This window comes from Desulfosporosinus acidiphilus SJ4, assembly GCF_000255115.2.
Classification (GTDB): domain Bacteria; phylum Bacillota; class Desulfitobacteriia; order Desulfitobacteriales; family Desulfitobacteriaceae; genus Desulfosporosinus; species Desulfosporosinus acidiphilus.
Genome location: NC_018068.1, coordinates 3201624 through 3227939, shown reverse-complemented (window position 1 = coordinate 3227939; position 26316 = coordinate 3201624). Strand labels below are relative to the sequence as shown.

Annotated in this window: 27 protein-coding genes and 1 other RNA gene; 21 read left to right on the top strand and 7 right to left on the bottom strand. The window is 40.7% G+C overall.

All coding sequences use genetic code 11. The features are described 5' to 3' along the window. Positions 1 to 2: 2 nt before the first annotated feature. Both DESACI_RS14665 and DESACI_RS14660 read right to left on the bottom strand, forming a co-directional pair. Entirely contained in the window at positions 3 to 434 is a 432-nt protein-coding gene (locus DESACI_RS14665; protein WP_014827981.1) for a formylmethanofuran dehydrogenase subunit E family protein, read from the bottom strand. Positions 435 to 677: 243 nt separating this feature from the next. Next, positions 678 to 1049, bottom strand: a complete 372-nt coding sequence (locus tag DESACI_RS14660) for a TIGR04086 family membrane protein (protein ID WP_014827980.1) — start codon at positions 1047 to 1049, stop codon at positions 678 to 680. 99 nt (positions 1050 to 1148) lie between these two features. On the opposite strand from DESACI_RS14660, the gene panB reads away from it, so the two are divergent. The 4 genes from panB to DESACI_RS14645 all read left to right on the top strand — a co-directional run bounded on the left by panB (position 1149) and on the right by DESACI_RS14645 (position 3577). Next, positions 1149 to 1982 (top strand): 3-methyl-2-oxobutanoate hydroxymethyltransferase, encoded by an 834-nt coding sequence (gene panB / locus DESACI_RS14655; RefSeq protein ID WP_014827979.1) that lies wholly within the window; start codon positions 1149 to 1151, stop codon positions 1980 to 1982. Between the two features lie 130 nt (positions 1983 to 2112). Further along, positions 2113 to 2568: a hypothetical protein gene (locus tag DESACI_RS14650; protein ID WP_014827978.1), complete on the top strand. Its 456-nt coding sequence runs from the start codon at positions 2113 to 2115 to the stop codon at positions 2566 to 2568. Between the two features lie 51 nt (positions 2569 to 2619). Continuing rightward, positions 2620 to 2806, top strand: a non-coding RNA gene (gene ssrS / locus DESACI_RS23730) — 6S RNA. Between the two features lie 147 nt (positions 2807 to 2953). After that, positions 2954 to 3577 (top strand): histidine phosphatase family protein, encoded by a 624-nt coding sequence (locus DESACI_RS14645; RefSeq protein ID WP_014827977.1) that lies wholly within the window; start codon positions 2954 to 2956, stop codon positions 3575 to 3577. A gap of 196 nt (positions 3578 to 3773) precedes the next feature. On the opposite strand, the gene DESACI_RS14640 is transcribed toward DESACI_RS14645, so the two are convergent. Beyond that, a complete protein-coding gene (locus DESACI_RS14640; protein ID WP_014827976.1) occupies positions 3774 to 4805 on the bottom strand; it encodes a phospholipase D-like domain-containing protein in 1032 nt (343 codons plus the stop codon). Between the two features lie 142 nt (positions 4806 to 4947). Between DESACI_RS14640 and DESACI_RS14635 the strand changes: the two genes are divergently transcribed. The 12 genes from DESACI_RS14635 to surE all read left to right on the top strand — a co-directional run bounded on the left by DESACI_RS14635 (position 4948) and on the right by surE (position 15234). Beyond that, positions 4948 to 7254, top strand: coding sequence for a M28 family metallopeptidase (locus DESACI_RS14635; RefSeq protein ID WP_014827975.1), 2307 nt, complete (start codon positions 4948 to 4950; stop codon positions 7252 to 7254). 70 nt (positions 7255 to 7324) lie between these two features. Then, complete coding sequence (locus DESACI_RS14630; RefSeq protein WP_014827974.1) at positions 7325 to 7564, top strand: YkuS family protein; 240 nt, start codon at positions 7325 to 7327, stop codon at positions 7562 to 7564. A gap of 151 nt (positions 7565 to 7715) precedes the next feature. Continuing rightward, positions 7716 to 8993, top strand: a complete 1278-nt coding sequence (locus tag DESACI_RS14625) for a class I SAM-dependent rRNA methyltransferase (protein ID WP_014827973.1) — start codon at positions 7716 to 7718, stop codon at positions 8991 to 8993. Positions 8994 to 9059: 66 nt separating this feature from the next. Then, entirely contained in the window at positions 9060 to 9509 is a 450-nt protein-coding gene (locus tag DESACI_RS14620; protein ID WP_014827972.1) for a Fur family transcriptional regulator, read from the top strand. 445 nt (positions 9510 to 9954) lie between these two features. Then, a complete protein-coding gene (locus DESACI_RS14615) occupies positions 9955 to 11121 on the top strand; it encodes a tetratricopeptide repeat protein (RefSeq protein ID WP_041276095.1) in 1167 nt (388 codons plus the stop codon). A 97-nt stretch (positions 11122 to 11218) separates the two neighbouring features. Further along, positions 11219 to 11596 carry a 6-carboxytetrahydropterin synthase QueD gene (queD, locus tag DESACI_RS14610; RefSeq protein ID WP_014827970.1) on the top strand — a complete coding sequence of 126 codons (378 nt, stop codon included), beginning with the start codon at positions 11219 to 11221 and terminating at the stop codon, positions 11594 to 11596. A gap of 3 nt (positions 11597 to 11599) precedes the next feature. Continuing rightward, on the top strand, positions 11600 to 12295 hold the full coding sequence (gene queC / locus DESACI_RS14605; protein WP_014827969.1) for a 7-cyano-7-deazaguanine synthase QueC: 696 nt from the start codon (positions 11600 to 11602) through the stop codon (positions 12293 to 12295). Positions 12296 to 12348: 53 nt separating this feature from the next. Then, positions 12349 to 12906 carry a DUF366 family protein gene (locus tag DESACI_RS14600; protein ID WP_014827968.1) on the top strand — a complete coding sequence of 186 codons (558 nt, stop codon included), beginning with the start codon at positions 12349 to 12351 and terminating at the stop codon, positions 12904 to 12906. After that, positions 12906 to 13637, top strand: coding sequence for a 7-carboxy-7-deazaguanine synthase QueE (locus DESACI_RS14595; protein ID WP_014827967.1), 732 nt, complete (start codon positions 12906 to 12908; stop codon positions 13635 to 13637). The genes DESACI_RS14600 and DESACI_RS14595 overlap by 1 nt, the downstream gene beginning before the upstream one ends. A gap of 37 nt (positions 13638 to 13674) precedes the next feature. Next, a complete protein-coding gene (folE, locus tag DESACI_RS14590; RefSeq protein ID WP_014827966.1) occupies positions 13675 to 14247 on the top strand; it encodes a GTP cyclohydrolase I FolE in 573 nt (190 codons plus the stop codon). 19 nt (positions 14248 to 14266) lie between these two features. Next, positions 14267 to 14464, top strand: a complete 198-nt coding sequence (locus DESACI_RS14585) for a YpmA family protein (RefSeq protein WP_014827965.1) — start codon at positions 14267 to 14269, stop codon at positions 14462 to 14464. 11 nt (positions 14465 to 14475) lie between these two features. Beyond that, a complete protein-coding gene (gene surE / locus DESACI_RS14580; RefSeq protein WP_014827964.1) occupies positions 14476 to 15234 on the top strand; it encodes a 5'/3'-nucleotidase SurE in 759 nt (252 codons plus the stop codon). Between the two features lie 45 nt (positions 15235 to 15279). Here surE and DESACI_RS14575 read toward each other — a convergent pair whose 3' ends face one another. Beyond that, complete coding sequence (locus DESACI_RS14575; RefSeq protein WP_014827963.1) at positions 15280 to 15501, bottom strand: alpha/beta-type small acid-soluble spore protein; 222 nt, start codon at positions 15499 to 15501, stop codon at positions 15280 to 15282. A gap of 117 nt (positions 15502 to 15618) precedes the next feature. On the opposite strand from DESACI_RS14575, the gene DESACI_RS14570 reads away from it, so the two are divergent. After that, positions 15619 to 15870 (top strand): hypothetical protein, encoded by a 252-nt coding sequence (locus DESACI_RS14570; RefSeq protein WP_014827962.1) that lies wholly within the window; start codon positions 15619 to 15621, stop codon positions 15868 to 15870. A gap of 4 nt (positions 15871 to 15874) precedes the next feature. Here DESACI_RS14570 and DESACI_RS14565 read toward each other — a convergent pair whose 3' ends face one another. Next, positions 15875 to 17416, bottom strand: a complete 1542-nt coding sequence (locus DESACI_RS14565; RefSeq protein ID WP_014827961.1) for a putative polysaccharide biosynthesis protein — start codon at positions 17414 to 17416, stop codon at positions 15875 to 15877. 182 nt (positions 17417 to 17598) lie between these two features. Between DESACI_RS14565 and iadA the strand changes: the two genes are divergently transcribed. Both iadA and fusA read left to right on the top strand, forming a co-directional pair. Continuing rightward, positions 17599 to 18771 carry a beta-aspartyl-peptidase gene (gene iadA, locus DESACI_RS14560; RefSeq protein ID WP_041276094.1) on the top strand — a complete coding sequence of 391 codons (1173 nt, stop codon included), beginning with the start codon at positions 17599 to 17601 and terminating at the stop codon, positions 18769 to 18771. A gap of 135 nt (positions 18772 to 18906) precedes the next feature. Further along, positions 18907 to 20928, top strand: a complete 2022-nt coding sequence (gene fusA / locus DESACI_RS14555; RefSeq protein WP_014827959.1) for an elongation factor G — start codon at positions 18907 to 18909, stop codon at positions 20926 to 20928. A gap of 119 nt (positions 20929 to 21047) precedes the next feature. Here fusA and DESACI_RS24810 read toward each other — a convergent pair whose 3' ends face one another. Next, positions 21048 to 21215, bottom strand: coding sequence for a hypothetical protein (locus DESACI_RS24810; RefSeq protein WP_014827958.1), 168 nt, complete (start codon positions 21213 to 21215; stop codon positions 21048 to 21050). 574 nt (positions 21216 to 21789) lie between these two features. Continuing rightward, on the bottom strand, positions 21790 to 23151 hold the full coding sequence (locus DESACI_RS14550) for an IS1182 family transposase (protein WP_014826382.1): 1362 nt from the start codon (positions 23149 to 23151) through the stop codon (positions 21790 to 21792). Positions 23152 to 23378: 227 nt separating this feature from the next. On the opposite strand from DESACI_RS14550, the gene DESACI_RS14545 reads away from it, so the two are divergent. Both DESACI_RS14545 and DESACI_RS14540 read left to right on the top strand, forming a co-directional pair. Beyond that, positions 23379 to 24569 (top strand): hypothetical protein, encoded by a 1191-nt coding sequence (locus DESACI_RS14545; RefSeq protein ID WP_014827957.1) that lies wholly within the window; start codon positions 23379 to 23381, stop codon positions 24567 to 24569. Positions 24570 to 25895: 1326 nt separating this feature from the next. Beyond that, positions 25896 to 26168 carry a hypothetical protein gene (locus tag DESACI_RS14540; protein WP_014827954.1) on the top strand — a complete coding sequence of 91 codons (273 nt, stop codon included), beginning with the start codon at positions 25896 to 25898 and terminating at the stop codon, positions 26166 to 26168. The last annotated feature ends 148 nt before the right edge of the window (positions 26169 to 26316 follow it).

Below are 26316 nucleotides of genomic sequence, written 5' to 3'. Positions count from 1 at the left end.
CGTTATTCTTTTTGGATTGAACAAAACATGCTCTCTTCGGAGCTTAGTAGAAACTGTATTGCTTCCAATGTTGCATTTTGCACTTCACGACGGGAGCTCAAATCTTTTGGAATGACCAGATGATCAAGAATTTCAGGGTTTATGGTGATGAACACCCGAACAGTGGTACCGGTGTATTCAAACATATAGTTGTGTTGTCCTTGCTCTTCAACGATTAGTGCTCCTCGGCCATAGGTAGCATGATTCAATACTTGAAAAGCATCTAAAGCACAAGAATGGGTCTGGGCCGTTACTTTAAGTTCAGCGCTGGGCGTCGGTTTGATACCCAATTCACGCATAGCAATTTGGGCAACTCTATAACCTAAGGCTATTTCCGGACACGTATGGCCATGAAAATCTATCACCTGTTCCCAAGGAGTTTTTTCTACACACATGGTTTTGTTCCCCTTTCAACCGCTATGAGGATATTGTATAACTTAAGGGAACAAATGAAAAGGGTTTACAGGTTCAATAAATGACGTGTAATTGCAGGAATTTTCAAATACAAATAGAAATTAGAGGGAAATCGCTTAATTAGGATTTCCCTCTCTTTTTCTCATCTCCGGACCATCTTTGAACAGTAAAACATAAAAAATGTGAAAAGAATGTTTTACAAAATATTTCCAGGCTGTTATGATCTAGCTGTTAGGGATAAGCACTCCGATTATTCCACCTATCCCACCCGATACCAGGGCTATAATGGCTTTTTCTCCTATTCTGAGCCATGAAGGAGCCTCCGGCCACAAAACCGCGGATAGAACAAGCACCACAAGAGAAAAGCCCAGTCCAATTGACAGCCCATAGTATAGACCTTTTGTACCTGCTTGATGTGCGGTCATAAGAGATGCCACAAAAACACTGAGACCAAAGATAATATTGAGGAACAGCTCGGACTCTGGAACCGATGTGTAGGAAAGTACAATGCCGAAAACTACGGACAATAATAAGGCTAATACGGTCGCTAAAAGAATTCCTTTTAAAATCAGGGTCAACTGAAAGGATTTTGTCATGGTATCCCTCCTTTAATTGTTAACTACCTATGCCTTATTTTCTCGGAGTATGACAACACCCCAAACATTAAAACAAAAATATTTATGGAGGAACAGGTTATGAAAAAATTGATTCCGGACTTTGAAACGATGAAACAAGCAGGAGAAAAAATTAGTATGCTCACTGCTTATGATTATCCATCTGCAAAATTGGTCGAAGAAGCAGGAGTTGATACCATCCTCGTTGGAGATTCTTTAGGCATGGTTGTATTAGGGTATGATTCTACGGTTCCAGTGACAATGGAGGAAATGCTCCATCACACGAAAGCTGTACGACGCGGTGCACCTCAAACCTTTGTGATTGCCGATATGCCTTTTTTAAGCTACACCTCATCGGAACTTGCCTTATTAAACGCCGGCAGACTCATAAAAGAAGGAGGAGCAGATGCGGTTAAACTTGAAGGGGGAACTCATGTTTCTCCTATTGTTCAGGCTCTTACCGGAGCCGGAATCCCGGTGGTTGGACATATTGGACTGACTCCTCAAACGGCCGGTCAAATGGGAGGATTTAAAGTTCAAGGAAGAGATTTGGAAAGTGCCCGGCAATTAATCCATGATGCTAAGGCTATCGAAGAAGCGGGAGCTTTTATAATCGTTATTGAAGCAGTTCCGAGACAAGTCGCGGAGAGAATTACCACGAGTCTTAAAATTCCAACTATAGGAATTGGTGCGGGCTTAGATTGTGACGGGCAGGTATTGGTTTATCATGACATTCTTGGATTATTTGAACGTTTCAAACCGAAGTTTGTGAAACAATATGCTCAATTAGGCCAAGAGGTCGTACGGGCGGTTCAATCCTTTCATAAAGAAGTTAAAGAATGCAAGTTTCCTGCCGAGGAACATACTTTTGGTTTATCAGACGCAGTAATTCAAAAACTTTATGGAGATAAATAGTTTATTGCAAAAATGTATTGAAACTTAATATTAAAATCAATTCTTAGTTATAGCTTTTTATTTAAAATTTGCTATAATATAAATTATTCTTTAGTGTTTTTTAATAAATGTGTGGAAGGATGGACTAGCTTTGAGATTAAAGGAAAAAACTCATCGGAAGTTTGTAGATTTTTTTGAAAAAATTTCTAATATGTATCAAGGACAAGACTTTGAATTAGCATATTCAGATATTCAGAGAGAAACGGGAGCTGCCAGTGTTACCTTAAAGCGTGCCATTCAGGCCTTGGCCGAAGATGGCGTCCTTGATGTACAGCCGGGCAGAAACTCTCGATATGCTCGTTTTAAATATCTTCTCACGTCACAGACCATTGAAGGGACTATGGAATCTTCTCCCGAAGAAAATGAAAAAACTAATGAAGAAATAAATGAATATGAGCAACAGAGTAAAGATACCATGAACGAAAATGTCCAAGAACTTCTCCAGCTAGTAGATCACCTTCGCCGGCGTGTACGCAATCAAGAAATGTCTATTGCCTTATTGCAGGATCGTTTGGCGGAAATTGAGGATAAACTTCGAAAACGATAATTTCCAAGCATTTGCTAGAGATTTTTTTATACTTTGGTGATATAATACAAACATAACCTGACTTGTGCGTAGAGACTTTCATGGTTTTGATCCTATTAATGACACGGGAACTAAATGCTAAGTTAGTACAACATGCCCTTTTCCTTTCGGAACTAGGGAAGTTGGAAAGCTTAGACTAAGTGCCCACCTGCGAAAGCGGGGTCAGAAACCTGAAATCTTACGGCAAGTTGGGCAAGGGTAGGGAGAAGTTCCTACCCTTTGTTATATTCTGAATATTTAAATATCAAACCACCAAACTACCCCATACATATCAGTGTTTTTGGAATATGGCCAATGATATACTTCACCAAATGGTTGTTGCTAGTTAAGGTTAAGGGGTGTATGTATGATAAAAATAATTCTAACCCGCCATGGTCAAACTGTATGGAATACCGAAGGACGTGTACAAGGACGTTTAGATTCCCCGCTTACCGAAAAAGGCTTGATTCAGGCTCGTTCTTTGGCCCTTAGGCTTAAGGACGAGGGTATCCAATATATTTATTCCAGCGACGCTCCCAGAGCTCGTGGGACGGCAGAAGAGATTCGGCGCGAAATCGGCTTGGGCCAACTCATCATAAATCCAGCTTTGCGAGAGTTTTCATTTGGAGAATGGGAAGGGAATGTCTGGGGAGAACTGCGGGAAGCCTATCCGGATATTTTTAAAATATGGGATTTGTCTCCACATTTAATCACCACTCCTGGCGGAGAAAATATGGAGATGGTGCTCTCCCGTTCTTGGGATTTTATGCAAAGAATTCTTGAAGACCATCAAGGGGAGACCGTTTGTGTGGTAACTCACGGGTTAACCCTAAAACTATTAGTAACTAAAGCCTTAGGCTTTGAACTTCATGACTGGGCCAAAACACCGTGGCAGAACAACACTGCCTTAAATATTTTCGAAGTCGAAGGCGGAGTGTGGACACCTAAGCTCGTCGGCGATTGTAGACATTTGGGAGAAGAGGATTATTAACCCTATAAATTTCTATTGAAAAGGGGTTGCGTAAAAACTTATCTCGGAAAACCAAAAGTGGGGCAAACTAGCCAAAGGCGTTATCATTTCACTAATATAGTGGAATGACGACGCCTTTCTTTAGTGATTAGGGAAGCAAAAGTGGGAATGCAATGCGGGGGCAAACAAGTTTTGGCACAGTCCATTTTATTATGAACTAGGGTTTGCTGTTTTTCCAATCCTCTTGAAACATTTGGTCTAATTTTGAGGAGGCTGTAGGAGATGGGACCGTAATGGAAAACTCATGATCTGCAAGAAAGGTATAACGGGTCCATTCAGAGCTGCTCAGCAGGAAGGAGTTTTGATCAAATATTGCCAGATGAAGACCGAGAGGCGTCTGACTTGAAGAATAACGTATGGATATCCCGCCAGTTTTTAATTTTTCTAGAGTTACCGGTGTTTTACCAGCTACACTGGGGTCAAGAATTAGACGGATATCACGTCCTTTTCCTGCAGCATCAAGTAAGGCCTGAACTATATCTGGCTCGGTAATTTCTGTATTTTCTAGCCAAATGGTTTTCGTGCTGGAGGAGATGTACTCTATAATTTGTTGTTTCACATTTGCATTAACAGCTAATGTAATATTATCGTTGGGGAGGGTTGTAGGTTGTGTCTTTGTCACATCCAAGGGAAATGTTGTTGTAAATTCCCAGTCCTTAGAGAAGAGAGCGGCTGCTTTCCAGGCAGAACTTCCGGAAAGTTCTACTGCCAAATCATGGGCTTGGAATCCCTCGCTTGTCCACGTAGGTCCGTAAATAATTGCTTTTGTTTGGTCAACAATTAACCATTTAGTATGGTCGCTTTGTCCTTTTTGAGCAGGATAATATTGAATCGATACATTTTCGCTTTTCAATTGGTCTAGAGTAGGCCAGTTTCTTTTTTGCCATTGATCTAAGAGAATGTGGACGCTAACACCTGAACGGGATTTTGCGAGCAAAAGATTAATAAGCTTAGGGTCGTCAAACTCTGACTGTTCAACAAAAATTGAAGATTGTGCGGATTGAATTAGACTTAATGTGCGATTATAGATTGCGTCTTTATCTATGAGGAGTGCATCCGCAGAAAGGTTGGAAATAGGAGGCTTTTTACCAAAAATTTTAGGAACCTTAAATGTACAGCCGCTTAAAAATAAAAGACAGGCTAAGAGCATAAGAATTATAGTAACTAAGTTGAAACTTCGCTTAGGCATACTAACGTCTCCTGAGGTCAAAATTTGTCTACATTATAACATATGTGTCCAAAAGGTTAAAAGATTGGAAAGGCATAACCCTAAGAAGTTTTTCATAAGAATTGGCAGGGTGAGATTAAACACTTTGAAAGGGCATGGGGTTATGAGGGTGATAAAGACTCGTTGGCGTATAATCATGGCAATTATTTTCGGCGTTCTGATCACAATAGGATTTGCTCATTCTAAGACTGAAGCTGTTTCGCCTTCCCAAGGGTCAGGCTCGGATTTTTCGGCGACCTTGGCTTTTGACCATGTTAAATATCTCGCTGAGAAAATTGGCCCTCGCCCGGCAGGAAGTAAAGGGGAGTTAAGGGCGGCACAGTATATTGCTTATGTTTTATCACAAAATGGCTGGAAGGTACGAGAGCAGCCTTTCAGTAAAGTGATCTTTCACAATGCTTCCCTCAATGACCCGAAACAATGTGTTGAATTGGTTAATAGTCAAAATATTATTGCTGAGCTGCCGGGAACTCTTCCGGATACTATCGTTCTTGGAGCTCATTACGATACTGCAACTATGAACGTTCCCGGTGCCGTTGATAATGCCTCAGGAGTAGGTGTGCTGCTTGAACTGGCTCGTGTTTTAAGTAAGGAGCCGCACCAGAAGACCTATCAACTGGTTTTTTTTGGCGCGGAAGAAAATGGCCTTGTTGGTTCAAATTACTATATTTCACAAGCTGATTTATCGGCTGTTCAATGGATGCTCAATGTTGATATGGTGGGAACTCCCCTGGAAATTGATGGTGCAGGTAAAAAATCTGCACCGCCAGAGTTGATTAAACAAGTCTCCGCTTTAGCTAGAAAAAGCCATATTCCCTATCACCTCAGCCGGGATTTTACCATAATGACTCGTGAAAGCACTCAAGGTGGTTCTAGTGATTTTAGCCCATTTTTGGATCAGGGTATCCCAGCCCTGGGGTTAGGTATCTACGGGAGGCCTGCCGGTTACTTTCACAGGCCTGAAGACCGTTTAGATCATGTAACTTTAGAAACGATGCAAACTGAAGGTGACTTTGTCCATTCCTTAGTGCATGAAGTAAAATTAAATAAGCTAGGGCCTCAGATTTGGGATGAGTTATATCTTTCATTTCAACTTGGAAGCTATGTATTAGTATTGCCCAGCTCTATGTTAAGAGGTTGTATCATCGCGGTTTTACTTTTAACGGTCATTATTGTTTACAGATTATTAAAAAATAGCAAGAATAAATTAAGTTGGAAAAAGATTTTATCAAGTTATGGAGTTATTTTACTTCTTAGCATAATCATTGTAGGGTTTAGCGGGTGCGGGGAAATTCTTTGGCAAATCATAAAGCATCAACAAATGATTTACTACGCTCATCCGGAATGGTATCTTATCGCTCGCGGGGGTATCACGATCTGTCTGATTTTCTTTCTTGCCAGTTGGCTCCATAAGCTCCCAATCAGCCGTGAACCGTGGCTTTACTGGTTAACCGCCGGAATTTTACTCTTGATCCTGAGCTTAAGTTTGGCCCTAATACGCATCGACCTTGCCTTTCCCTTTGTTTTTTGGCTTCTATGTTTGGACCTCCTGTATTATTTTCCTAATATCTTATTACTCGTAATAGGTCCCTATTTTCTCTATTCGATACATTATGAGCTTCTAAATTCTGAGCAATGGCTAAATTTTTGTGAGGCCATTTATAAATATCCTGCAATTTTCCTAGCGATCTATGCTTTGCTGTTAGTTCCTTTTTTGCTGGCTTGCTGTTATATTGGTCTGATAAAATCTGCTCTTGCCAAGAAAAGTTTACCGCACTTGAGAATGCCGGCCCTGATTGGGATGGGGCTGTTGGTGCTGTGTCTAGGCTTAGTGCCATCCTTTACCCCAAAGTATCCTCAAGCGGTAACGGTTAGCGAGGAATGGTCAGGAGAAAAGGAAGGGAAAATTCATATTTTTTCGGATGAACCTTTACCGAGTTATTTAATTAAAGATTTAGGCGGTAAAGGAGGAAAAAGTGTGGATGTGCCTCTCCAGAATAATAAACCTCCTTTAAGTGTTACGGCTTCGGTGGAGGAAAAGAATTTAGATGCTCAAAGAATCCTGGATGTTTCTCTTAAACTAAACTATCTTCAAGAACCTTACATCGTTAAACTGGACTTAGAAAGTGATCAGCCCTTCGAAGTCAAAACAGATGAATTCTTACCTATGTCGAAATTGCCGAAAAAAATACAACTCAAAGGAGTACAGCAGCCTTTAGGTAAATATTCTTTGATTATCCAAAGAACCCCGCCGCAAAAAAATACGATCCATTTAACGGTAGAAACGAAAGGCTTTTTAACTTGTTCAGTGGAAGGGATTTTTCCCTGTCTAACGCCACAGGTACAAATACAAAATGAGAAATTATCCATAGATTATCAGCGTTTATTTAAAGAAAACTATACTTTTTAAGGAAATTTATCTCTGGATAAGATGACTTATCGGTGGAAAACTAAACTTAATTCGAGGAGAGGTGAAAAAAATGTATAAATTAATAGCAGTTGAAGATGGGCTTACTAATGTCACTCAAGCATTACATGCTTCGGGATTTAAAACCACTCCTTTAGAAGGAAAGGCATTGTATAATATTCAGGCGGTCGTTGTCAAAGGTGACGGAACCAATAACTTATCGCCTGAGTGGCCGCTTAAACTGCCGGTGATTAATGCCTCTGGTCGGAGTGCGGAAGAAGTTGTTGAGGTTCTCAGAGATCGTTTCTCTTAAAAAGGTATTGGAAATGTTACTCTTTTCGGAAGTTCTAACAGAATAACGTTCAAAAAGAAAGGAAAGTGAATAAAACTTTCCTTTCTTTCGATTTCACGGTATATTTTTAAGATATGAACTTATTATTATTTTCGAAGGAGAGGGAATCATTATGTCGATACCGCGAGTATTTCTTATAAAAAATCGCAAACGGAGGCTTGAACAGGGGCATCCCTGGGTTTATCCCGGGGAAATTGACAGAGTCGAAGGAGAGCCTTCGGGGGGAGATATTGTACATATTTTAAATCACGACGGACATTTCCTGGCCCAAGGATTTTATAATCCCGTGTCTCAATTAATGATTCGAGTACTTTCTTATTCTGAGACTATTATTGATGAAGAAGTTTTTTTGGAAAAAATACGGAAGGCGTGGAGGCGAAGACAATGGCTTTTGCCTGAAATATCCTCTTGTCGGGTGGTTCATGGCGAAGCAGACTTTTTACCCGGTTTAATTATAGATAAATATGAAGATGTTCTGGTAGTTCAAATACTGGCCTTAGGTATGGAAGTACGGCGCCAATGGATTTTTAAGGCATTAAAGAGGATTTTCAACCCGCGGGGGATTTATGAACGAAGTGATGTCTCTGTTCGGCGTTTAGAAGGCTTGGAGGAACGGGTTGGTTTTGTGGATATGCCTTTTGATACCCAAGTAACCCTTCGCGAAAATGAATTAAAGATTACAGTAGATGTCGCCGAAGGACAGAAAACCGGATATTTCTTTGATCAACGTGAGAATAGAGCCTCATTAAAACCAATAATGACTGGATGGGGCGAGAGTCACGGAATTTATAGGGACTCAGACGGATGTCCCAGGGATAAAAAAGGCAAAGAAATCAAAAATCCATTTTGGGATGGAGCTGAGGTGTTAGACTGCTTTTCGCATACCGGTTCATTTATGCTGCATGCCTGCATGTATGGAGCCAAAAAGGTAACTTGTGTCGATATCTCTGAAAAAGCCATTGAAATGGCCAGAAGAAATGCCTTGCTTAATGGATTTCTTCATCGAACTGATTTTGTCGCGGCCAATGCTTTTGATTTTTTAAGGCAACAAGTTAAGGAAAAAAATTGCTGGGATGTCGTGATTTTAGATCCTCCAGCTTTTGCTAAGAGTCGACAAGCCTTGGAGGGTGCGCTTCGCGGCTATAAAGAGATTAACCTTCAAGGTATGAAACTGGTTAAAGATGGCGGAATTTTGGTTACAGCTTCATGCTCCTATCACTTAAGTTCCTTTCGCTTTCAAACAATGCTGGAGGAAGCTGCAAGGGATGCCCATAAGATCTTGCGTTTAGTAGAATTTCGCCGCGCAGGTAAAGATCATCCGGTTCTTTTAGGAAGTGAGGAGACGGATTATTTGAAATTTGCTATTTTTGAGGTGTTTAATCGCGAATAATGATTGAAACCTCTTTGCAAAGCAAAAACTTTACATTATAATAGGAAATATATAGGAGGGACGTGGATGGAGAATATGGGGGCCTTTGAAAATATTTGCAACCTATTGCGTAATCACTCCTATAAGGTGACTCCTCAGAGACAAACAATTTTACATATGTTCGTTGAACATGTTGATCGTCATTTAAGCGCTGAAGAAGTGTACATGCTTGTTAAAAACGAAAATCCGGAAATTGGTTTAGCGACGGTCTATCGGACTTTAGACATACTGGCGGACATTGGAGTTTTGATAAAGAACGATTTTGGAGATGGGCGAACCCGTTATGAGTTTAGCCGTAAGGATGAACACCATCACCATCATCATCTCATATGCTTAAAGTGTGGGAATGTTTCAGAGTTTGATGATGATTTGTTAGAGTCGTTGGAAGCAGTGATTATGAAGCGAAACCATTTTAAAGTTTCAGACCATGATTTAAAATTTTATGGCTACTGTTCAAACTGTGACGGGACGCAATAATGCGTCCTTTAACTTTTTGGGCTTGGTTTATACCAAGTCCTTTTTCATTGTCTAAGAAGGTATATCAATTGCGAACTGCGGATAATTATTTTTCTGAACGCATGCGGCAGCACGCTTTTTTTTATACTATTAGAAAGTATAACCTCTGGTTGTATACTGCAAGAAAAGCTAATTCGTGCGCAGACAGTGTCTTCGCTCTCAAGTATAAGTGCCTGCTTAGCTAAAATTATTTTTTTATGAGAATTAATAACTTATAATGGCATAATTTAAAGACGATTTAAAGAAATCTGACGAGTGCAAAGGAAATAGTAGCCCAGCCTAATGAATAAGCGCGTATCCGCAAACCATTTGACGTTCGATTCTTGAGTTTGGCTGGAGGAGAAAAGGAAAAAAAGGAGAATGATAAAAATGGAAAAATAAGTAAATGAATAAAGGGGATGAGACTATGGGTGTTCCTTTGGCCTCAAACGTCAAACAAAAAAGGCCATCCCTTAAAAAAACATATTTATGGAATTCAATGCAAGCAAAATGGCACTTTTTGATGGGAAAAACTGATTTGGCGATTCAGGAATGGATAGATTTATTAAAGCAAAGCGGAGGCAAGCTTAAACGTAACGAGATTGAACAATTAATTAAAGTTCAAGCTTTTCAAGAAGCGAGAGATTATTTGGAAACCTTAGACCGAAAGGAACATGAGGAATCAGCATTAATTTCTAGCCTTTTGGCCCGCTGTTATCTTGGGCAAGGTTTAATTGTCCAAGCTAAAAGTGCTATCGAAGAGGCCATTAAATTAAAACCGCAAAATGGGGGATACTGGGAAATACTCGCGGATTGTCATTTGGAACAGGGGGATTGGAAAGAGGGAGTCAAAGCACTTGATAAGTCTTGCCGGGCAGAGCCCAAAAATGCAGTCATCTATTATCGTCTAGGTATTATTTATGCCTACCACGAAGAATATCAAGAAGCTTTGAGGTGTTTTCAAGGGTGCTGTCAGCTCGAACCGCGTGAATCATCATATTGGGAAGTAAAAGGGGAAATGCATCTTAAATTAGAGCAATTGTCCGACGCCTGCTATAGCTTTGACCGTGCCCTTCGCTATGGAGGAACTCCCGATTTGGCGGCAAGGTTGGCATACTGTTATATTCAAACCGGACAGATAAAAAAGGGAATCCAATATTATAAATTCACCCTTAAATATGAACCGGATCATTACGATTCCTTAAGCAACTTAGCGGCGGTTTATCAAAATCAAGGTCAAACTCAAGAAGCGTTAAACCTTCTCGATCGGGCGATCAAAATTTATCCCCAAGATCCTATTATACTAAACAATTTTGCCTTTACCCTTGTTCATCAAGGTAAGGCAAGACGCGCGGCAGAATATTACAACAAGGCCTTGGAATTAAGTCCCGACCATCCGCTGATTCTCTATAATCTGAGTGTATGCCTTACACGCAAAGGTAATTGGCAAGAGTGCATAGACTCACTAAATAAACTTATAGAAATAGACCCGAATCATTCTGCAGGGTGGGCCCTGTTGGGAAATGTCTACGATCAGATGAATCAGTATGATACCGCCGTTGATTGTTATAATAAAGCTTTAAAATTAGCTTAAAAGAAGGGGAAACCCTTCTTCTTTTAATTGAGGTACGTTTTCTTTTGGAAATAAAAATGTTAATATAGAGATTAATATGTCAAATAAGGAGTTAACTATGTTTCAGGTATGTGTTCAGGCGCATTTCGATGCTGCCCATTTTATTCGCAATTATAAAGGAAAGTGTTCTAACCTGCATGGACATCGTTGGAATGTTGTAGTGTGTATCGAAGGCAGTAAACTAGATCACTTAGGGATGCTGGTAGATTTCAGCGAAGTTAAACAGGTCATTAAGAAAACCTTGGATTTGTTAGATCATAGCCTGCTCAATGATTTGCCGATTTTTGGACCTGAAGGAATCAATCCTACGGCTGAGCTTATAGCCCACTTTTTATTTAAAGAATTCAAGAGAAGTCTCGTTTTAGAGGAAAAACGCTTAGCCTGGGTAAAAGTATTTGAAGCCCCAGATGCTTGGGCAGTTTATAAGGAGGATTGACCTTTGTCCGGCATTGTTCTATTATCGGGCGGCTTAGATTCTACAGTGTCCTTGGCACTATTTTTAGAAAAAGCAACTGTTGATTTAGCACTAACCTTTGATTATGGTCAAAGGGCTAAGGACAAGGAATTATCAGCCTCACTCGAGATTGCTAAATACTATAATATTCCTCATAAAATTGTTGCCTTGCCGTTTCTGCAGGAGCAAACGCGTACTGCCTTGGTCAATCGTTCTCATGAACTACCGCAAATAATGTATGAACAACTCGATGATCTTCAAGGAGAGGCTCTCGAAAGTGCCCGTCAGGTTTGGGTGCCGAATCGTAATGGCCTATTTATGAACATAGCTGCTGTATTCGCTGAAAATATGGGCGAAGAGGCGACGATAATTACCGGTTTTAACCGCGAGGAAGCGGCTACATTTCCGGATAATTCTATAGAGTTTATGGCGGCCATGGATGAATGCTTTAAATATTCTACTCAGAATAAAGTGAAGGTTGCCAGTCCCACCGCAACCTTCTCAAAATCAGAAATAGTCCGGGAAGGGTTAAGAGTCGGCATACCCTTTGAGAAACTATGGAGTTGTTATGAAAACGGAGTGCAGCCTTGCGGACACTGTGAGAGCTGCTTAAGAATGAAACGAGCGCTCATAGCCAATAATGCCCAAGAATTAGCAAATACGCTGTTTACGGTTCCTTAACAATTTATCCTAAGTTTTTGGAATTTTGAATACAGTGAAAAGAGGGAAAAATTTTGCGATATTATATTCACCAAAATCCTCTCGACTACGATGGGAGTCAGCTCCAATCGTTGTTTACCTACAAAAACTTTGGCCTGATGGGGGATAGTATCTGCGTATTTAGAGGAAAATGCCGGGTGGAACAAAATGAGATGGTGGACATGGAGGATGTCGCAGCAAAAGATTGGATCTACAGCGAAGACATGCTGCATTTTATCGTCGAACATTTTGAAATGGATTTAGAAAAGACAATTATCAGGCAACGATTATTGATTGCCACCATTAAAGAGGAATTAGAAGCTTTAGGTGTTAAATCACTAAGGCGAACCGGTGATGACATCTATGACGGGGACCGAAAACTATCTGTGAGTATTGCAACTCTCTCACCTGTCTCAACGCTCATTCACTGCGGCTTAAATGTTTCTAATCATAATACACCCATTCCTACAATTGGGTTGACTGATCTTCAGGTTCATAACATTTATGAATTCGGGGAGAATGTGGCCAAACGCTATTGTGATGAAATCTCATCCATAGGCCTTGCTCGCTGCAAGGTTCGAGGGGTAGTGTGATGCTTAAGATACCGGTCACTGAACTGTTTTCATCCATTCAAGGGGAAGGCCCTTATGTCGGTGCCCGACAAATTTTCCTGCGGCTGCCCAAGTGTAACTTAAACTGTCCTTATTGTGATACCGAGACGATCATTCCGGAAAAGTGTAGGATGGAATCAATTCCTGGCTCAAAAGATTTTCGTATGTTAAAAAATCCTATTGAACTTAATGAATTGATCGAGTTGCTTAGGTCTTATGATTTTTCTCTGCATCATTCTATAAGCATCACCGGCGGCGAACCCCTGTTATGGGCGGATGAACTGCAATTGCTATTGCCCTTAATACGTGAGTATAATCTCCCGGTCTATCTGGAAACTAATGGAACTCTCCCTAAACAACTTGACAAAATATTGCCATTTGTCGATATTATTAGTATGGATATAAAATTGCCTTTTGGGGAAAAGGTTTTTTGGAATGTTCATGAAGATTTCCTGCGCAAAAGTCTTAGCAAAAATGTATTCCTAAAAATAGTGGTTGACGAGAAAGCTAAACTTCAAGATCTTCAAAATGCTCGGGATTTAATTGCGAATGTTGATCCATCGCTGCTAACCATACTTCAACCTGTCACAAAGATCAACGGTATCGAAAGTCCCAAACCTCGCCAGATTCTAGACTGGCAGCGACTTTTTCTCGAAAAACTTAAAAATGTCCGGGTTATTCCTCAAACACACGTTTTTATGGGACAGCTTTAGTTTATATGAGGGATCATCGTGCAAAGGAGATATAATTATGGGGATGGATTTAGAAAAGATTGAAAAGGCTGTATATATGATTTTAGAAGCTATTGGGGAGGATCCTGAGAGAGAAGGGCTTCTTGATACACCTAAACGTGTTGCCAGGATGTATGCCGAAGTATTTGCTGGGCTGCATGAAGACCCCAGCAGGCATTTAAAAGTTCAGTTTTCAGAGGAACATGAGGAAATGGTGATTGTCAAAGATATTCCAGTCTATTCGATGTGTGAGCACCATCTGGTACCTTTTTATGGAAAGGCCCATGTTGCCTATATTCCCAGAAAGGGAAAGATTACCGGTTTATCGAAATTCGCCCGTGTCGTTGAAGGATATGCACGCAGACCTCAACTTCAGGAACGACTGACTTCGCAGATAGCTGATGCCATTATGGGTGAACTTACACCGTTAGGAGTTCTGGTGGTAATTGAGGCAGAGCATATGTGTATGACCATGCGCGGTGTAAAGAAAGCGGGTTCACAAACATTGACGTCTGCAGTCCGTGGAATTTTTAAATCGAATTCGATAACCAGATCAGAAGCTTTTTCCTTAATTCAAGGTAATAGAAGTTAAGAAAGAGGTATTCTATTTTATGGATGACAGACCAACACCTCCTATATCAGAACGTCCGGGAAAACTTGAGCTTATAGCTACCCAGAAAGTCGGTCTGAATCGTGAACTTTATAAAGTCATTGATTTTCTTAATAAAAACCTGAAAGATTACCGTCTGATGTTTGGGCTGACCAAAAAAGATGATAAAATGATTGTTTCGATCTATGAAGTAGATTGATAGGAGGAAGTATGCATATTTTATTGACCAATGATGATGGTTATTTCGCTCCAGGCCTCCAAACCCTCTATGAGGTTCTTAGCGAGTGTACTGACCATGATGTCAGCATTGTTGCTCCGGAAGGTCAGCGTTCAGCAACAGGCCATTCGATTACCTTATTTAATCCCTTGTTTGTGACAGAGTATCCACTCAGAGATCCCATTAAAGGCTTTGCTATCAGCGGTACTCCCTCTGACTGTGTGAAACTTGCTGTCCAAGGTGAACTAATTCCTAAGCCGGATCTTTTGATTTCTGGGATTAATCAAGGCTCAAATTTAGGGACGGATATTTTCTATTCCGGGACTGTATCTGCGGCTATGGAAGGAGTTTTACTGGGAATACCTTCTATCGCTGTGTCGCTGGCTAGTTTCGAATATAAGGAATTTAAACCTGCAGCGAATTACCTTGTGGAGAACTTAGATCGTTTCCTCAAACTGGAGCATCATGGTTTGCTAAATTTAAACATCCCCGGAAAACCCCGTGAGGAGTGGGGCGGTCTAAAAGTAACAAGGCTGGGTAAAGCCGTTTACGAAAATATTTTTGAAAAACGCACAGATCCTAGAGGCAGAGTGTATTTTTGGCAAAGCGGTAGTATGATGCAGGATTACGAAGATGACACGGATTTAAGGGCAATACAGGAAGATTATGTGTCTATAACCCCTGTTCACAGCGATTTAACGGATTTCGACTGTTTGTCCATATGGAAGGAATTACTTGTCAAGACAAAGTAAAGGAGTACAGATTTAATCTGTACTCCTTTAGCACTAATACGGTTCTCAGACGGGGGTGTTCAGAGATTCTTTTGCTCGTCGGATCATTGTTTTAACCATACTTCCGCCGATTCTACCGCCAACATGTCCACATTCACGAGAAGTCATGTTTTCCCAGCCTTGAGATTGGATTTTAGCACTAAGTCCCAATTCATCGGCGACTTCCCATTTGAACTGTTCTAAAACCGATTGGGGTAAAATACCGGCATCTCTATTGCGACGACTCATATATAAATCTCCTCCCTCTTATCTTTTTCCGTACAATGATAGTATTTACATTTTTAAAAGCTTTATGGTGCTCAAATACTGGATATATTATTTCATTTTGTCAAGGGAGGAAGTTACATGATGTCTTTCATTGCCTATGTTTTGATTTTTGCTTTATTGTTATCGTATCCAAGTTATAAAAATAAAGAGCGCTCCGGCTCTGTTATTAAATTATTGGTTATTCCGGTATTATTAGGAGCTATCCTAGTTTTTTTAAAAATGATCAGAGTTTATTTTGTCTATAAGTTTCTGATTATTCTATTTATTGCCTTGACACTGCTTTTGTCGTATTGGCAATGGGGAGGTCCGATGCGGCGGTGGCGGAAATGAGCCATTAAGGTTTTAAATATTTACCAAGCCAGGGCAGTCGTCTTAAATCGGAGAATGTTATCCCGCCATTAAAAACTAAAATTAAAGCGTAAAGTAAGAGTCCGCAACAAAATTCAAAGCTATAGCCAATGAAGTGACCTCCTAATTTAGGGTCTAAAGTATGAAAAAATAACAACATGCCGATCCCCCCGCTAAAGGGTTGGAGGAGAAAACGCTGAAGGTCAATAGGCATACCGCTGCTTCTGGTTATTGCTTGAAGATTTAAGGCGGCCATGATTATAAAACCAATCACGTAGGCCCAGGCTGTTCCCCGAAGCCCCCATTGAGGAAGGCTGGTGAGATAGATTAAAATTGGAATCCGCAGTACAGCAGCTATGATGGAATGAAGTACCGGAAGTTGGACCTTACCGAGACCTTGTAAAATTCCTGTGGTTGTTTGCTGTATATATGAAAAAATACCTCCTAAAGCTAAGATTCGTAAAACCGGTGAGATTTCCGGACTTTTAAAAAACATGGTCAGTGGTTGAGAAAAATAAAACAAGATAACCAAACAGGGGATACCAATCATGATCGTTAAGCGAATAGCTTCGGAACTGCGGGCACGAAGGATGTGAAACTGGCGTTGTGCCGCTGCTTCAGAAATTGACGGAACAAGCGACGTCGCTAAGGCAAACGTAAAAACGCTGGGGAAGGTAAGTAAGGTAAAGGCGGAACCTCCCAGCTGCCCGAACAACGTTGTTGCTTCCCGAGCACTGTATCCGGCTGTGAGAAGGCACTGAGGGATGAGCATGGCATCTAAGGCAGAAAGTCCCGTAGAAAATAACCTGCCGACTGTGACTGGGGAGGCGAGATGCCATAATTGGCTTAAAATATGCCGTGAAGATGGATGGGGGCCGCTGTTTTCTGTTAAGATTATTTTTGATCTTTGGTAATGAATGATAATCACGAACAATCCGACGGCTTCTCCTGCCAGCATACCTATAGCTAATCCTGCTGCCGCCCATTCAACACCGACTTTGAGAAGTTGGACTGCCGTTGTATACCCGACGGTGACGCGGATTACCTGTTCGCAAATTTGACTCACTGCAGTAGGAACCATATTTTGAAGTCCCTGAAAATACCCACGAAAGACCGATGAGATTGAGACAATGAAGATAGCAGGTGTACAAATCTGAAAAATTGTAAGAACTCTGGGGTCCGGGAAAATTCTATGAGCTATGTATGGGGTAAGAAAATAGAGACTGGTAGAAACAAAACCTCCTGAAACCGTAAGAAGCCAAAAGGCCAGACGAAAGATGGAACGGGCTTGGTAGGCCCTCCCTAAAGAAACTTCTTCAGCGACCATTTTGGCAATAGCTAAGGGAATTCCTGCTGTCGTAAAAACCAAAGCAAGCATATAGAGAGGAAAAACCATAGTAAAGAGACCATAGGCTTCTCCGCCAATATGTGCCATGATTAAATATTGATAAGCAAAACCTAGGAGGCGATTCAATAAATTAGCTCCTAAAAGAATCGTTGCCCCATAAACAAAGGTCCTTCTCGGCATTTTTAACCTCCCTACATTAGGCGTTTACTTCTAACCATATGCTTATGGAAAGGCGGAAATGCTTAAGAAAATTTTGACTTTGCCTTAAAGCTGAAAGGATTTTAATGTTGTTTAGAGAAAATTTTTAGTATAGGAATATGATTCTAAAATTGGGGCATTCTACCTCTAGGGAGGAAGTCATGATGTGGCAATTACTAAAGAATGCTAAGATTTATAGTCCGAAATACATAGAGGAAACGGATGTCCTTATTGTTGGATCGACCATCGCTTCCATCGGGAAAAATCTTCGTTTGCCTGACTTTGTCGAGGGAGAAGAGGTAGACCTTCGGGGTTTAACTCTGGCGCCCGGTTTTATAGATGCCCATGTACATATTTGCGGCGGTGGGGGGGAGGCTGGACCTGCTTCCAGAACTCCTGAAATTCAACTGTCGCTGCTTACACTCAGTGGAACGACAACGGTTGTTGGCTGCTTGGGAACTGATTCAATTTCCCGGTCCGTTTCAGAGCTTCTAACAAAGGCCTATGCCCTCGAAGATGAAGGGATAAGTACTTTTATATACAGTGGTGCCTATCAAGTACCTGCGAGGACTCTGCTCTCAACCTTACAGCAAGATATAGCTCTCATAGAGAAAGTCATCGGGGCGGGCGAAATTGCCATTTCAGATCATCGTTCTGCCCAACCTCAAATTGTCGAGCTTGAACGTTTAGCTTCAGAAGCCCGGGTCGGCGGGATGCTCGGAGGCAAAGCCGGGGTGGTTCACCTCCATCTGGGGGAGGGTAAACGTGGACTGGATTATATCTGGAAGATTCTTGAACAAACTGAAATTCCTATTACTCAATTTATGCCCACACATATAAATCGAACTCATTCCTTATTGGAGCAGGGAATTCAGTTTCTGCAAGCCGGCGGACACATTGACCTTACAGCAGGATGTGACGATTTTCCCGCTGAGCTTCAAGTTCCGGCCGTGCTTTCAATGCTGGAGCAACGAAAACTCCTTAATGAACGAATTACCGTGACCTCTGATGGAAATGGAAGTATGCCTCAATATAACCAAGAGGGCGTCTTAGTCGGCATGGGCGTTGGCTCTGTCGAAGTTTTATGGCGCGATGTCCGGGAATCTGTTCGTCGCTATGGAATCCCGTTAGAGAAGGCTTTAAGCACTATAACATCCAATGTGGCAGGAATCCTGTCACTTAAAAATAAAGGCATGATACGGGTGGGCTATGATGCTGATCTCGTAGTTTTGGATGAATCGCTGCAAGTCCTAGACGTCTGGGCCAAAGGGAAATGGATGGTAAAGAATAAACAACCTCTTGTCTGGGGCACTTATGAAAAGAAAAAATCTGAATAGCAAGAATACTTGACCTACTCGGCTCCATAAACTAATCAAAACTATTATCTTCAGACTTTAATGGAAACTCCCAAAAACTGTTGCAAGTAAAAGGCAAGGACCTTTTTCTTAATAACATACTAGGAGGAGATCGTCTTGAAGACTTATGACACGGAACATCTGCGAAATATCTGTTTGGTCGGCCACGGTGGAGTGGGAAAGTCTTCCCTGTCGGAAACTTTTCTGTTTAATTCAGGAGTGATCAACCGAATTGGCAAAATCACAGAGGGCAACACTGTCTCGGATTTTTTGCCGGAAGAAATTAAGCACAAAGTGTCGATTAGTACGAGTCTTATTCCTATCGAATGGCAAGGAGTAAAGGTCAACGTTCTGGATACTCCGGGATATTCCGATTTTTTTGGGGAGGTCATGAGCGCTCTGAGAGTTGTTGAGTGCGGTGTGGTCGTGCTCAATGGTGTATCCGGTCTGGAAGTGCAGGCGGAAATTACGTGGGAAGCGATGAATGAAAAGAAATTGCCGAGAGTTGTCTTTATCAACAAATTGGATCGTGAAAATGCTAATTTTAATAAAGTCTTGGAACAGCTTAAAGAGACATATCCGGATGCAAGGTTTGCTCCTCTGCAAATTCCAGTTGGACTTGAAGCTGGCTTCCATGGAATTATTGATATCATTAAAAATGAGATGTATGATTACGAGACCAATGGCAGCGGTAAGTTTCTTGTGCAAGCAGTTCCGGAAGAGTATCAAAATGATAGTGCCCGTTTACGGGAACAATTAGCAGAAGCTGTTGCCGAAGCTAATGATGACATACTGACGAAATACCTTGAAGGGGAAACATTAACAACTGATGATTTACAAACAGCGTTGCGTTTAGGCTTAAAGCAAAACCTGGTGATTCCGGTGCTTTGCGGTTCGGCGTTTAAAAATATTGGAGTCAATCAGCTTCTGAATTTCATAACCAATTCATTTCCTTCCCCTGAGGTTTTGCCGCAAAAAGCCGCTTTAGTTTTTAAGACTCTTGCTGATCCTTACGTCGGCAAAATGTCCTTTTTCCGGGTCTATGGGGGAAAATTCAACGCTGAAACAATGGTATATAATTCAAACCGCGATGTTGAAGAAAAAATTGGTCAGCCCTTTTATTTAAGAGGAAAAACACAGGAGCCGGTGGCTTTGGTTTCTGCCGGTGATATTGCGGTGGTAGCCAAACTACAAGAAGTAAAAACAGGGGATACCTTATGCAGCAAAGAGAACCCAATCCAATTAGTCGGTATCGATTTTCCGGTTCCGACACTGGCGATGGCTGTTGAACCTAAGAGCAAGGGCGATGAAGATAAACTTGGCAATTCTTTATTACGCTTAGCAGAAGAAGATCCTACCCTTAAACTTACTAAAAACTTGGAAACCAAGGAATTATTATTAACCGGTTTAGGTGAGATGCATCTTGATATTCTTCAGGAAAAGTTAAGTCGAAAATTTGGAGTTGCAGTAACAATAAAAGTACCGCGGGTTCCCTATCGTGAGACCATTCGGAAGGCCGTGAAAGTCGAAGGGAAACACAAAAAGCAAACCGGCGGTCATGGTCAATATGGTCATGTCTGGATAAATTTAGAGCCTTTAGACGGGAAAGACTTTGAATTTACTGAAGCGATTTTTGGCGGTTCAGTCCCTAAACAATATATTCCCGCGGTGGAAAAAGGAATTCGTGAAGCCATGACCGAAGGTACTATGGTGGGATATCCAGTGACTGATATTAAAGTTACTCTTTGTGATGGTTCTTATCATTCCGTTGACTCGTCGGAAATGGCCTTTAAACTTGCTGCTATCATTGCATTTCGCAAGGGAGTCGAGTTGGCCAAACCGGTCTTGCTGGAACCGGTGGTAGAAGTGGAAGTAAAGGTACCCGAAGTCTTTATGGGCGATGTAATAGGAGATCTTAACACCAAAAGAGGTAAGGTATTGGGGATGGAGGCTTGCGACAAATATCAGGTTATAAAGGCTCATGTGCCCCAGGCCGAAATGATGCGCTACGCCATAGATTTGAGAGCACTAACTCAAGGGAGAGGCTCATTTACCCTTAAATTTCTTCAGTATGAAGAAGTCCCCGAAAGAATCAGCGAAACCCTTGTAAATCAGTTGAAGGCAGTTCAGAACCATTAAAAAACTTTCGATAAAGTTAAGGCATTAGCAAGAAGGGACCGTTGCAAGGAACAAGAAAAGTTCACAGGCGACGGTCCCCTTATTTACAAGGCAGCTGCTGGCCGCGGACGGCGAAAATACTAACTTGGGTTCCAATGTCCTTCAGTGCGTTCCTTTTGTTCCTTCTTAGTTTCCCCTAACCTCTCTATTTGAGGTTCGTTCATTTCTTGTTTAATATTTTGAAAGTGCTGTTCAACTTCGGGATATTTTTGAGCTAATTCGTCTCTTCTGGTTTTATTTTTACTCATTTAGAATCCTCCTTAATCGTTACATTCTGAAGTATTTCCTTTAAAAGTATTTCCTAAGTTAAGCTAATAAATGTTAGCTTTTAAAATTCCAATTTAAGTATCTAAATTAGTTTCTTTTCCTCCAATCGTGAGAATCCCATTTCTAGAAGTGAGAATGGTCCCTGTTCCTCTGCTTCGGCGGGGATAGAGCCTATCCTTCAGAGCGATAGCATTTTTTTATTAAAAAATTAATAAAATTTTAATAAAAAATTCATGGAATTGAAATATATTTAGTTTACTCTATAGACGATAGGTAATTTACCTGTACAAACATAGTTTAAAGGATGCTTGCCATGAGATTAATCATTACGTTGCTTTCCTGCGGTTTACTCTTTACTTTTTTGAGAAGTCTTTCGGTTACTGAATAAACATACTCTATGAACTGCAAAAATGAAAATGAAGAAGGGGTTTAAGCAATAAATCCCTTCTTCATTTTTAAATCCAAAGTAATTATTTGGTATGTGAGTCAATTTCATAATGTTTAATTGTTAAAGCTCAGACCTTCAGAATTTCGTTAGTAACATTTTTTGAAGATTTATGCTGCAGCTATACGTTTGAACTTGTTCAATCGGTCTACGGCTAATTTGCAGAGGGTATAGGTCAGGATAGAAAACTCGAAATCGACTTTGGCTACGTTTCCTCGATGTCGAATGTTGTTTAACTGAAAGTACTCTTTGAGATAAGCATTAACACGTTCTACGGCTGTTCTCTGTTTATAGAGTTCAAAGTAGCGCCCACTTCCTCTGGCTGGAACGGTGTATTTTCTGGGGTCTGAGGAAACCTTAACCTTGAATACCTTTTGACACTGGTTGTTTTCTTTCAGAGGACACTCTTTGCACTCCTTGGGTTGAGTATATTTCAACGTGTCGTATCGGGAATCATAGCTATCATATCGGTAGGAATGACCTTCTTGACACTTAGGGCAAAAGTATTTGTCCTTGTCTTCGGGTAGTTGTTCATTGCGTGGATTGTAATCAATCAGGGCCCTTGACCCCATGGCTTTTGCTTGTTGGTAAATTGAGCTGTAATCGTAACCAGCATCCAAAAGCGAATAGGAAGGCTTCAGCTGGGGGTGAAGTTCATGAAGAGCCTTGAGTAGAGGAATCGCCATTTTGCCATCATTGACATTTCCCGAGGAAAGTAAGGACTTTAAAATGTATTGGCTTTTACAGTCCACGAGAAGATGACCTTTGAACCCGAACCAAAAGACGTTTTTGCCCTCGGAGTTTTTCTTAATTCCCCAGTGAGGATCTTGCGGGATTTGCTGTTCGATCGTCTTGAAATCAAGAGGAAGTTGAGCTTCAATTTTCTTCTCAAAGAGGGGTCGATTCTCTTCCAGTTCCTGTTGTTCTTTGAGCCATTTCTCCCGTTCCGATTTGGGTTTTCGTCCGCGTTTTTTGGAGGTTTGCTTGACCGGAATCTCTTCGTCTTTCTTTTTCTCAGGTTTACGGTCTCTCGCTTCAATATGAGTAGCATCGATGGCTATAACATCCCCATCGATGAAGCCTTCTTGAAACGCCTGAGAGACTAGTTCATTTTGAATTTTTTCCAAAGCAGAAGAACCCTTGATTTTTTGAATCATTCGAGTATAAGAGGACTCGCTAGGAACTGCATCAGCCATCGTAAAGCCGCAGTCGAAACGGAATTCCAAGCTGTTTTTTAATCGTTTTCGTAAATCTTTGATCGTAGGAATTCGTTCGATCACTCGAATGAATAAAGAATAGATCATGGCTGAATAGTTAAGCGTGGTTGGAGCTCCCAAAAATGCCCTTTTTGAAACCACTCTCAACAAAGGAGTAATATTCAGCGGTTCCAATAGAAGCGGATACGATTCTTTCGGTGACATTTCTAAGATTTCTTCCAAGGAAAATAGACGTTCTTGGCGAATACTAAACATTGGGAGTTCTCCTTTCAACCTCTCGGTGTTTGTTTGGTCACTTACACTTTCGAGATTTTGGGGAGGTACTCCTTTTTTTACGGGTAAAAAGCCCGCTTATATCAAGGGGTATGAATTATGAAACTAACTCATGTAGATAAAATAACTATTTGCCGATATAATGAAGTAAGGTGACGCTATGTCATCTTAGATTAAACCTACATAAAGAAGAAAGTGGGAGGGAAAAAATGAGGAGAAAGAGAATAATAATCTGGGTTGCATTGGCAATGACGATGCTGCTTGTCTTAACAGGGTGCAGTCTCAATGAGCAAGAAATTTTTAACGCCGCTTTAAACATGCAAAATGTACATTCTGGTGATGTTCATACATCGATGACTTTACATTTGAGCGGTACGGGGTTTGCTCCGGATGTTCAGCAGCAAATCGATACGACTGCTGCGTTGCTCAACAACGCTTCACTTGACCTAGACGTAAAATCTACCACCAATGATCAGAAAACAGTCAGCAAGAGTCAGGTACTTATGAACGTTATGACTCCCGGTATGAAAATTGATGTTCCTATTTGGGTTGACTCCGATTTAAGCGGTGACACTCCAAAGATTAATGAAGTGATTAAACTTCCGTTAATTGCCAAAAGTTCCTTGCCTCAACAATTTGCCAGTAAGGATTACTTAGTTATGAATCCACTGGATGCCAGTGATTCAAAGATTGATCCCAGTTCTTTTAAACAGCTCTTGGAATTCAGCAAAACTCTCCAAGAAAAAGAAGTTAGCTTCTTAAAAAGTTATTCCACACGATTTAATCCGAATTTTGATACAGCCTCAAGTTCAAGTCTGTACATGCAGACAGATGATGGCTTTAAGATGGTCCGTCGTTATGAAATACGACTTGATGATCAACAATTTAAAGATTTTATTCGCTATGCAGTAACTAACTTTGCCCAAGATAAAGAAGCGATGAATTTTGTGAAGGATATTGTAGATTCCACACTACAAGTGAGCCAGGCTCCGGACAAGGAGAAAAGTATCAAGGCCTTCGATCAGGCGTTTGATCAATTCAACGCCAGTAAAGAGAATCTTTTAACAACCTTTAATACTGCGATGGATCAATTGAAAAATGTTACAATTTTAGGCGATAAGGGACTTGACCTCAATTATTATCTTTATAATGGTTATATAATAAGAGAAACCGGAACTATCAATGTTAAAGTTGATCTAAAACAATGGAACCAATTCTTGAAGACGTTAAACGAACAACAAGGTTCTTCTGATGAACCTCAAGGGACTCTGGATATGATCCTCAAATATGATACAACTATCTCCGGAATAAATACTCCGCAAGAAATTCAAACTCCGGAAGTTAACTCCACGAACTCCTTTACTATGAAGGATTTGCTTGATAAAACAAAAGAGAAATAAGCTTTTGCATTTGTAAGTATTCGAGGGATTTATGCAAGAGAAAAGATGTTTGCGAACGTGGGTGATAAAAATCCACGTTCGTTCTTTTATCCAATCGTGAGACTCCCACTTCTTGTAAGTGGGAGTGGTCCCTGGTCTCTGCTTCGGTGGGGGTAGAGTCCACCGAAGCTCCGATGTTCAGCTTTAGCTGAACGAGTTCACTTCCTAAAATACTTGCTTGGGAATATAAAGATTTAAACTATATGATGCGAGGAAAGTGAATTGAAAAGCGAGGAAAAGCGAACATAAAACTAGAAATTTAAAATTTTGTTGAAAAATACACAATATAATTGTATTATGTATAAGAATAGCAGAAAGTGAAATCTAAAGCTTTAGGCAAGGAGAAAATTTATGATATATATTCTCATCTACCTTGCAATCGCGGCCATTTTACTGATCTTTAATTACGGTGCTCATGTGAAAGAGAAAGATTTACAAGAAAAAAACAACATACAGTCCCAAGAAAATCAAGAATAAAGAACGATACCAATTCAAAGCTGATAATCTCCCTTTCGAAAGGGGGATTTTTTATTGCTTAGGAAGGTATATTAATTGCGAACTGTGGATAACTACTCTCTGAACGCGTGCGGCAGCACGCCTTATATGCTTGGAGAAAGTTTAATTTTTGTCTGCATACTGCGAGAAGAGCTAATACGAGCCAAAACACTGTTTTCGTCCCCTAGTATAAGTGCATCATAGATGGTACAATTTACCTCATTACTTATTAACACAAATATGTCAATATATAGTATAATGTGTCGTAAGAACTCTATTCTAGTGCTATTCAAGAGACATAGAAATGAGGCATTGCGCTTGGGAACCTCTGGACGCGGAGGTTCTTTTGTTTTGCGTTCATTTCCAATAACTTACCAATGGCTAATAGGTATTAACATGCTATAATACGACTAAGGGTTATTCCCTTAAGTCTTTTTCATGTTACTCCTATTGCCCTCCGGGGACAGCAATTCGGAGGGGCTTTTTTCAAAGAGCTAGCCTAATTAACACCAAGGCAACTCTAAGATCGAATTAGACCTCCCTTAATGGGGAGGCCTTTTATTTAATATCTGACCTCTATGCCGCGAAGAAGTGTCACTGATACATGAGAATAGTGTTCATATTACTATTAGGCTGCCCCAATGGCATTATATATTCGAAGGTTTTGCAGGGTTATGACAGTATGTGTAGAATATTACAATCAAGGTGGAGGGCGGACCAATCACTTAGACCCCTTATTGACACAAATTAGTTATCGTGTTTGCTGATAACATCCTAAAGAGGGGGATTATTATGTTTGATTCAAGAGAAAATGGGATTCTAGCTAAGATTTTCGCCAATAGAGCTAAAATTGAGTCGTGGTTTGAGACCTTACAAAAGCCCAATACTTTTTGGCTTATTCCCTTATCCAGTAGAGGAATACTGCGTACTTTATTCAGATCTCAGAATGAGATTAGCTTTAATGAACTAGCAGAAATGAGTTCGGATAATCGTGAAGTAACCAGCATGTATATGCTTGAGTTAGAATCAATACTGGAAGAACACAAGTTGTTTATTTTAAATTAAATTCCTTCCGCGGCTCTATAGAGGGAAATTGCATTTTGAGAAACGAGGCGATTTGCAAGGAAAACGGTATGTTTTCTCTCAATTAGTGAAATATGGTGCTAATAGCTAGGGTCTTTGCTAATTGACGGAGTATGAGGTTTCTCCATAT

Bases quoted from the DNA above. Each gene is read 5' to 3' on its own strand.
- DESACI_RS14665 (WP_014827981.1), bottom strand. From the start codon at position 434: ATGTGTGTAGAAAAAACTCCTTGGGAACAGGTGATAGATTTTCATGGC.
- DESACI_RS14660 (WP_014827980.1), bottom strand. From the start codon at position 1,049: ATGACAAAATCCTTTCAGTTGACCCTGATTTTAAAAGGAATTCTTTTA.
- panB (WP_014827979.1), top strand. From the start codon at position 1,149: ATGAAAAAATTGATTCCGGACTTTGAAACGATGAAACAAGCAGGAGAA.
- DESACI_RS14645 (WP_014827977.1), top strand. From the start codon at position 2,954: ATGATAAAAATAATTCTAACCCGCCATGGTCAAACTGTATGGAATACC.
- DESACI_RS14640 (WP_014827976.1), bottom strand. From the start codon at position 4,805: ATGCCTAAGCGAAGTTTCAACTTAGTTACTATAATTCTTATGCTCTTA.
- DESACI_RS14635 (WP_014827975.1), top strand. From the start codon at position 4,948: ATGAGGGTGATAAAGACTCGTTGGCGTATAATCATGGCAATTATTTTC.
- DESACI_RS14630 (WP_014827974.1), top strand. From the start codon at position 7,325: ATGTATAAATTAATAGCAGTTGAAGATGGGCTTACTAATGTCACTCAA.
- DESACI_RS14625 (WP_014827973.1), top strand. From the start codon at position 7,716: ATGTCGATACCGCGAGTATTTCTTATAAAAAATCGCAAACGGAGGCTT.
- DESACI_RS14620 (WP_014827972.1), top strand. From the start codon at position 9,060: ATGGAGAATATGGGGGCCTTTGAAAATATTTGCAACCTATTGCGTAAT.
- DESACI_RS14615 (WP_041276095.1), top strand. From the start codon at position 9,955: ATGGGTGTTCCTTTGGCCTCAAACGTCAAACAAAAAAGGCCATCCCTT.
- queD (WP_014827970.1), top strand. From the start codon at position 11,219: ATGTTTCAGGTATGTGTTCAGGCGCATTTCGATGCTGCCCATTTTATT.
- DESACI_RS14595 (WP_014827967.1), top strand. From the start codon at position 12,906: ATGCTTAAGATACCGGTCACTGAACTGTTTTCATCCATTCAAGGGGAA.
- folE (WP_014827966.1), top strand. From the start codon at position 13,675: ATGGGGATGGATTTAGAAAAGATTGAAAAGGCTGTATATATGATTTTA.
- DESACI_RS14585 (WP_014827965.1), top strand. From the start codon at position 14,267: ATGGATGACAGACCAACACCTCCTATATCAGAACGTCCGGGAAAACTT.
- surE (WP_014827964.1), top strand. From the start codon at position 14,476: ATGCATATTTTATTGACCAATGATGATGGTTATTTCGCTCCAGGCCTC.
- DESACI_RS14575 (WP_014827963.1), bottom strand. From the start codon at position 15,501: ATGAGTCGTCGCAATAGAGATGCCGGTATTTTACCCCAATCGGTTTTA.
- DESACI_RS14570 (WP_014827962.1), top strand. From the start codon at position 15,619: ATGATGTCTTTCATTGCCTATGTTTTGATTTTTGCTTTATTGTTATCG.
- DESACI_RS14565 (WP_014827961.1), bottom strand. From the start codon at position 17,416: ATGCCGAGAAGGACCTTTGTTTATGGGGCAACGATTCTTTTAGGAGCT.
- iadA (WP_041276094.1), top strand. From the start codon at position 17,599: ATGTGGCAATTACTAAAGAATGCTAAGATTTATAGTCCGAAATACATA.
- DESACI_RS24810 (WP_014827958.1), bottom strand. From the start codon at position 21,215: ATGAGTAAAAATAAAACCAGAAGAGACGAATTAGCTCAAAAATATCCC.
- DESACI_RS14550 (WP_014826382.1), bottom strand. From the start codon at position 23,151: ATGTTTAGTATTCGCCAAGAACGTCTATTTTCCTTGGAAGAAATCTTA.
- DESACI_RS14545 (WP_014827957.1), top strand. From the start codon at position 23,379: ATGAGGAGAAAGAGAATAATAATCTGGGTTGCATTGGCAATGACGATG.
- DESACI_RS14540 (WP_014827954.1), top strand. From the start codon at position 25,896: ATGTTTGATTCAAGAGAAAATGGGATTCTAGCTAAGATTTTCGCCAAT.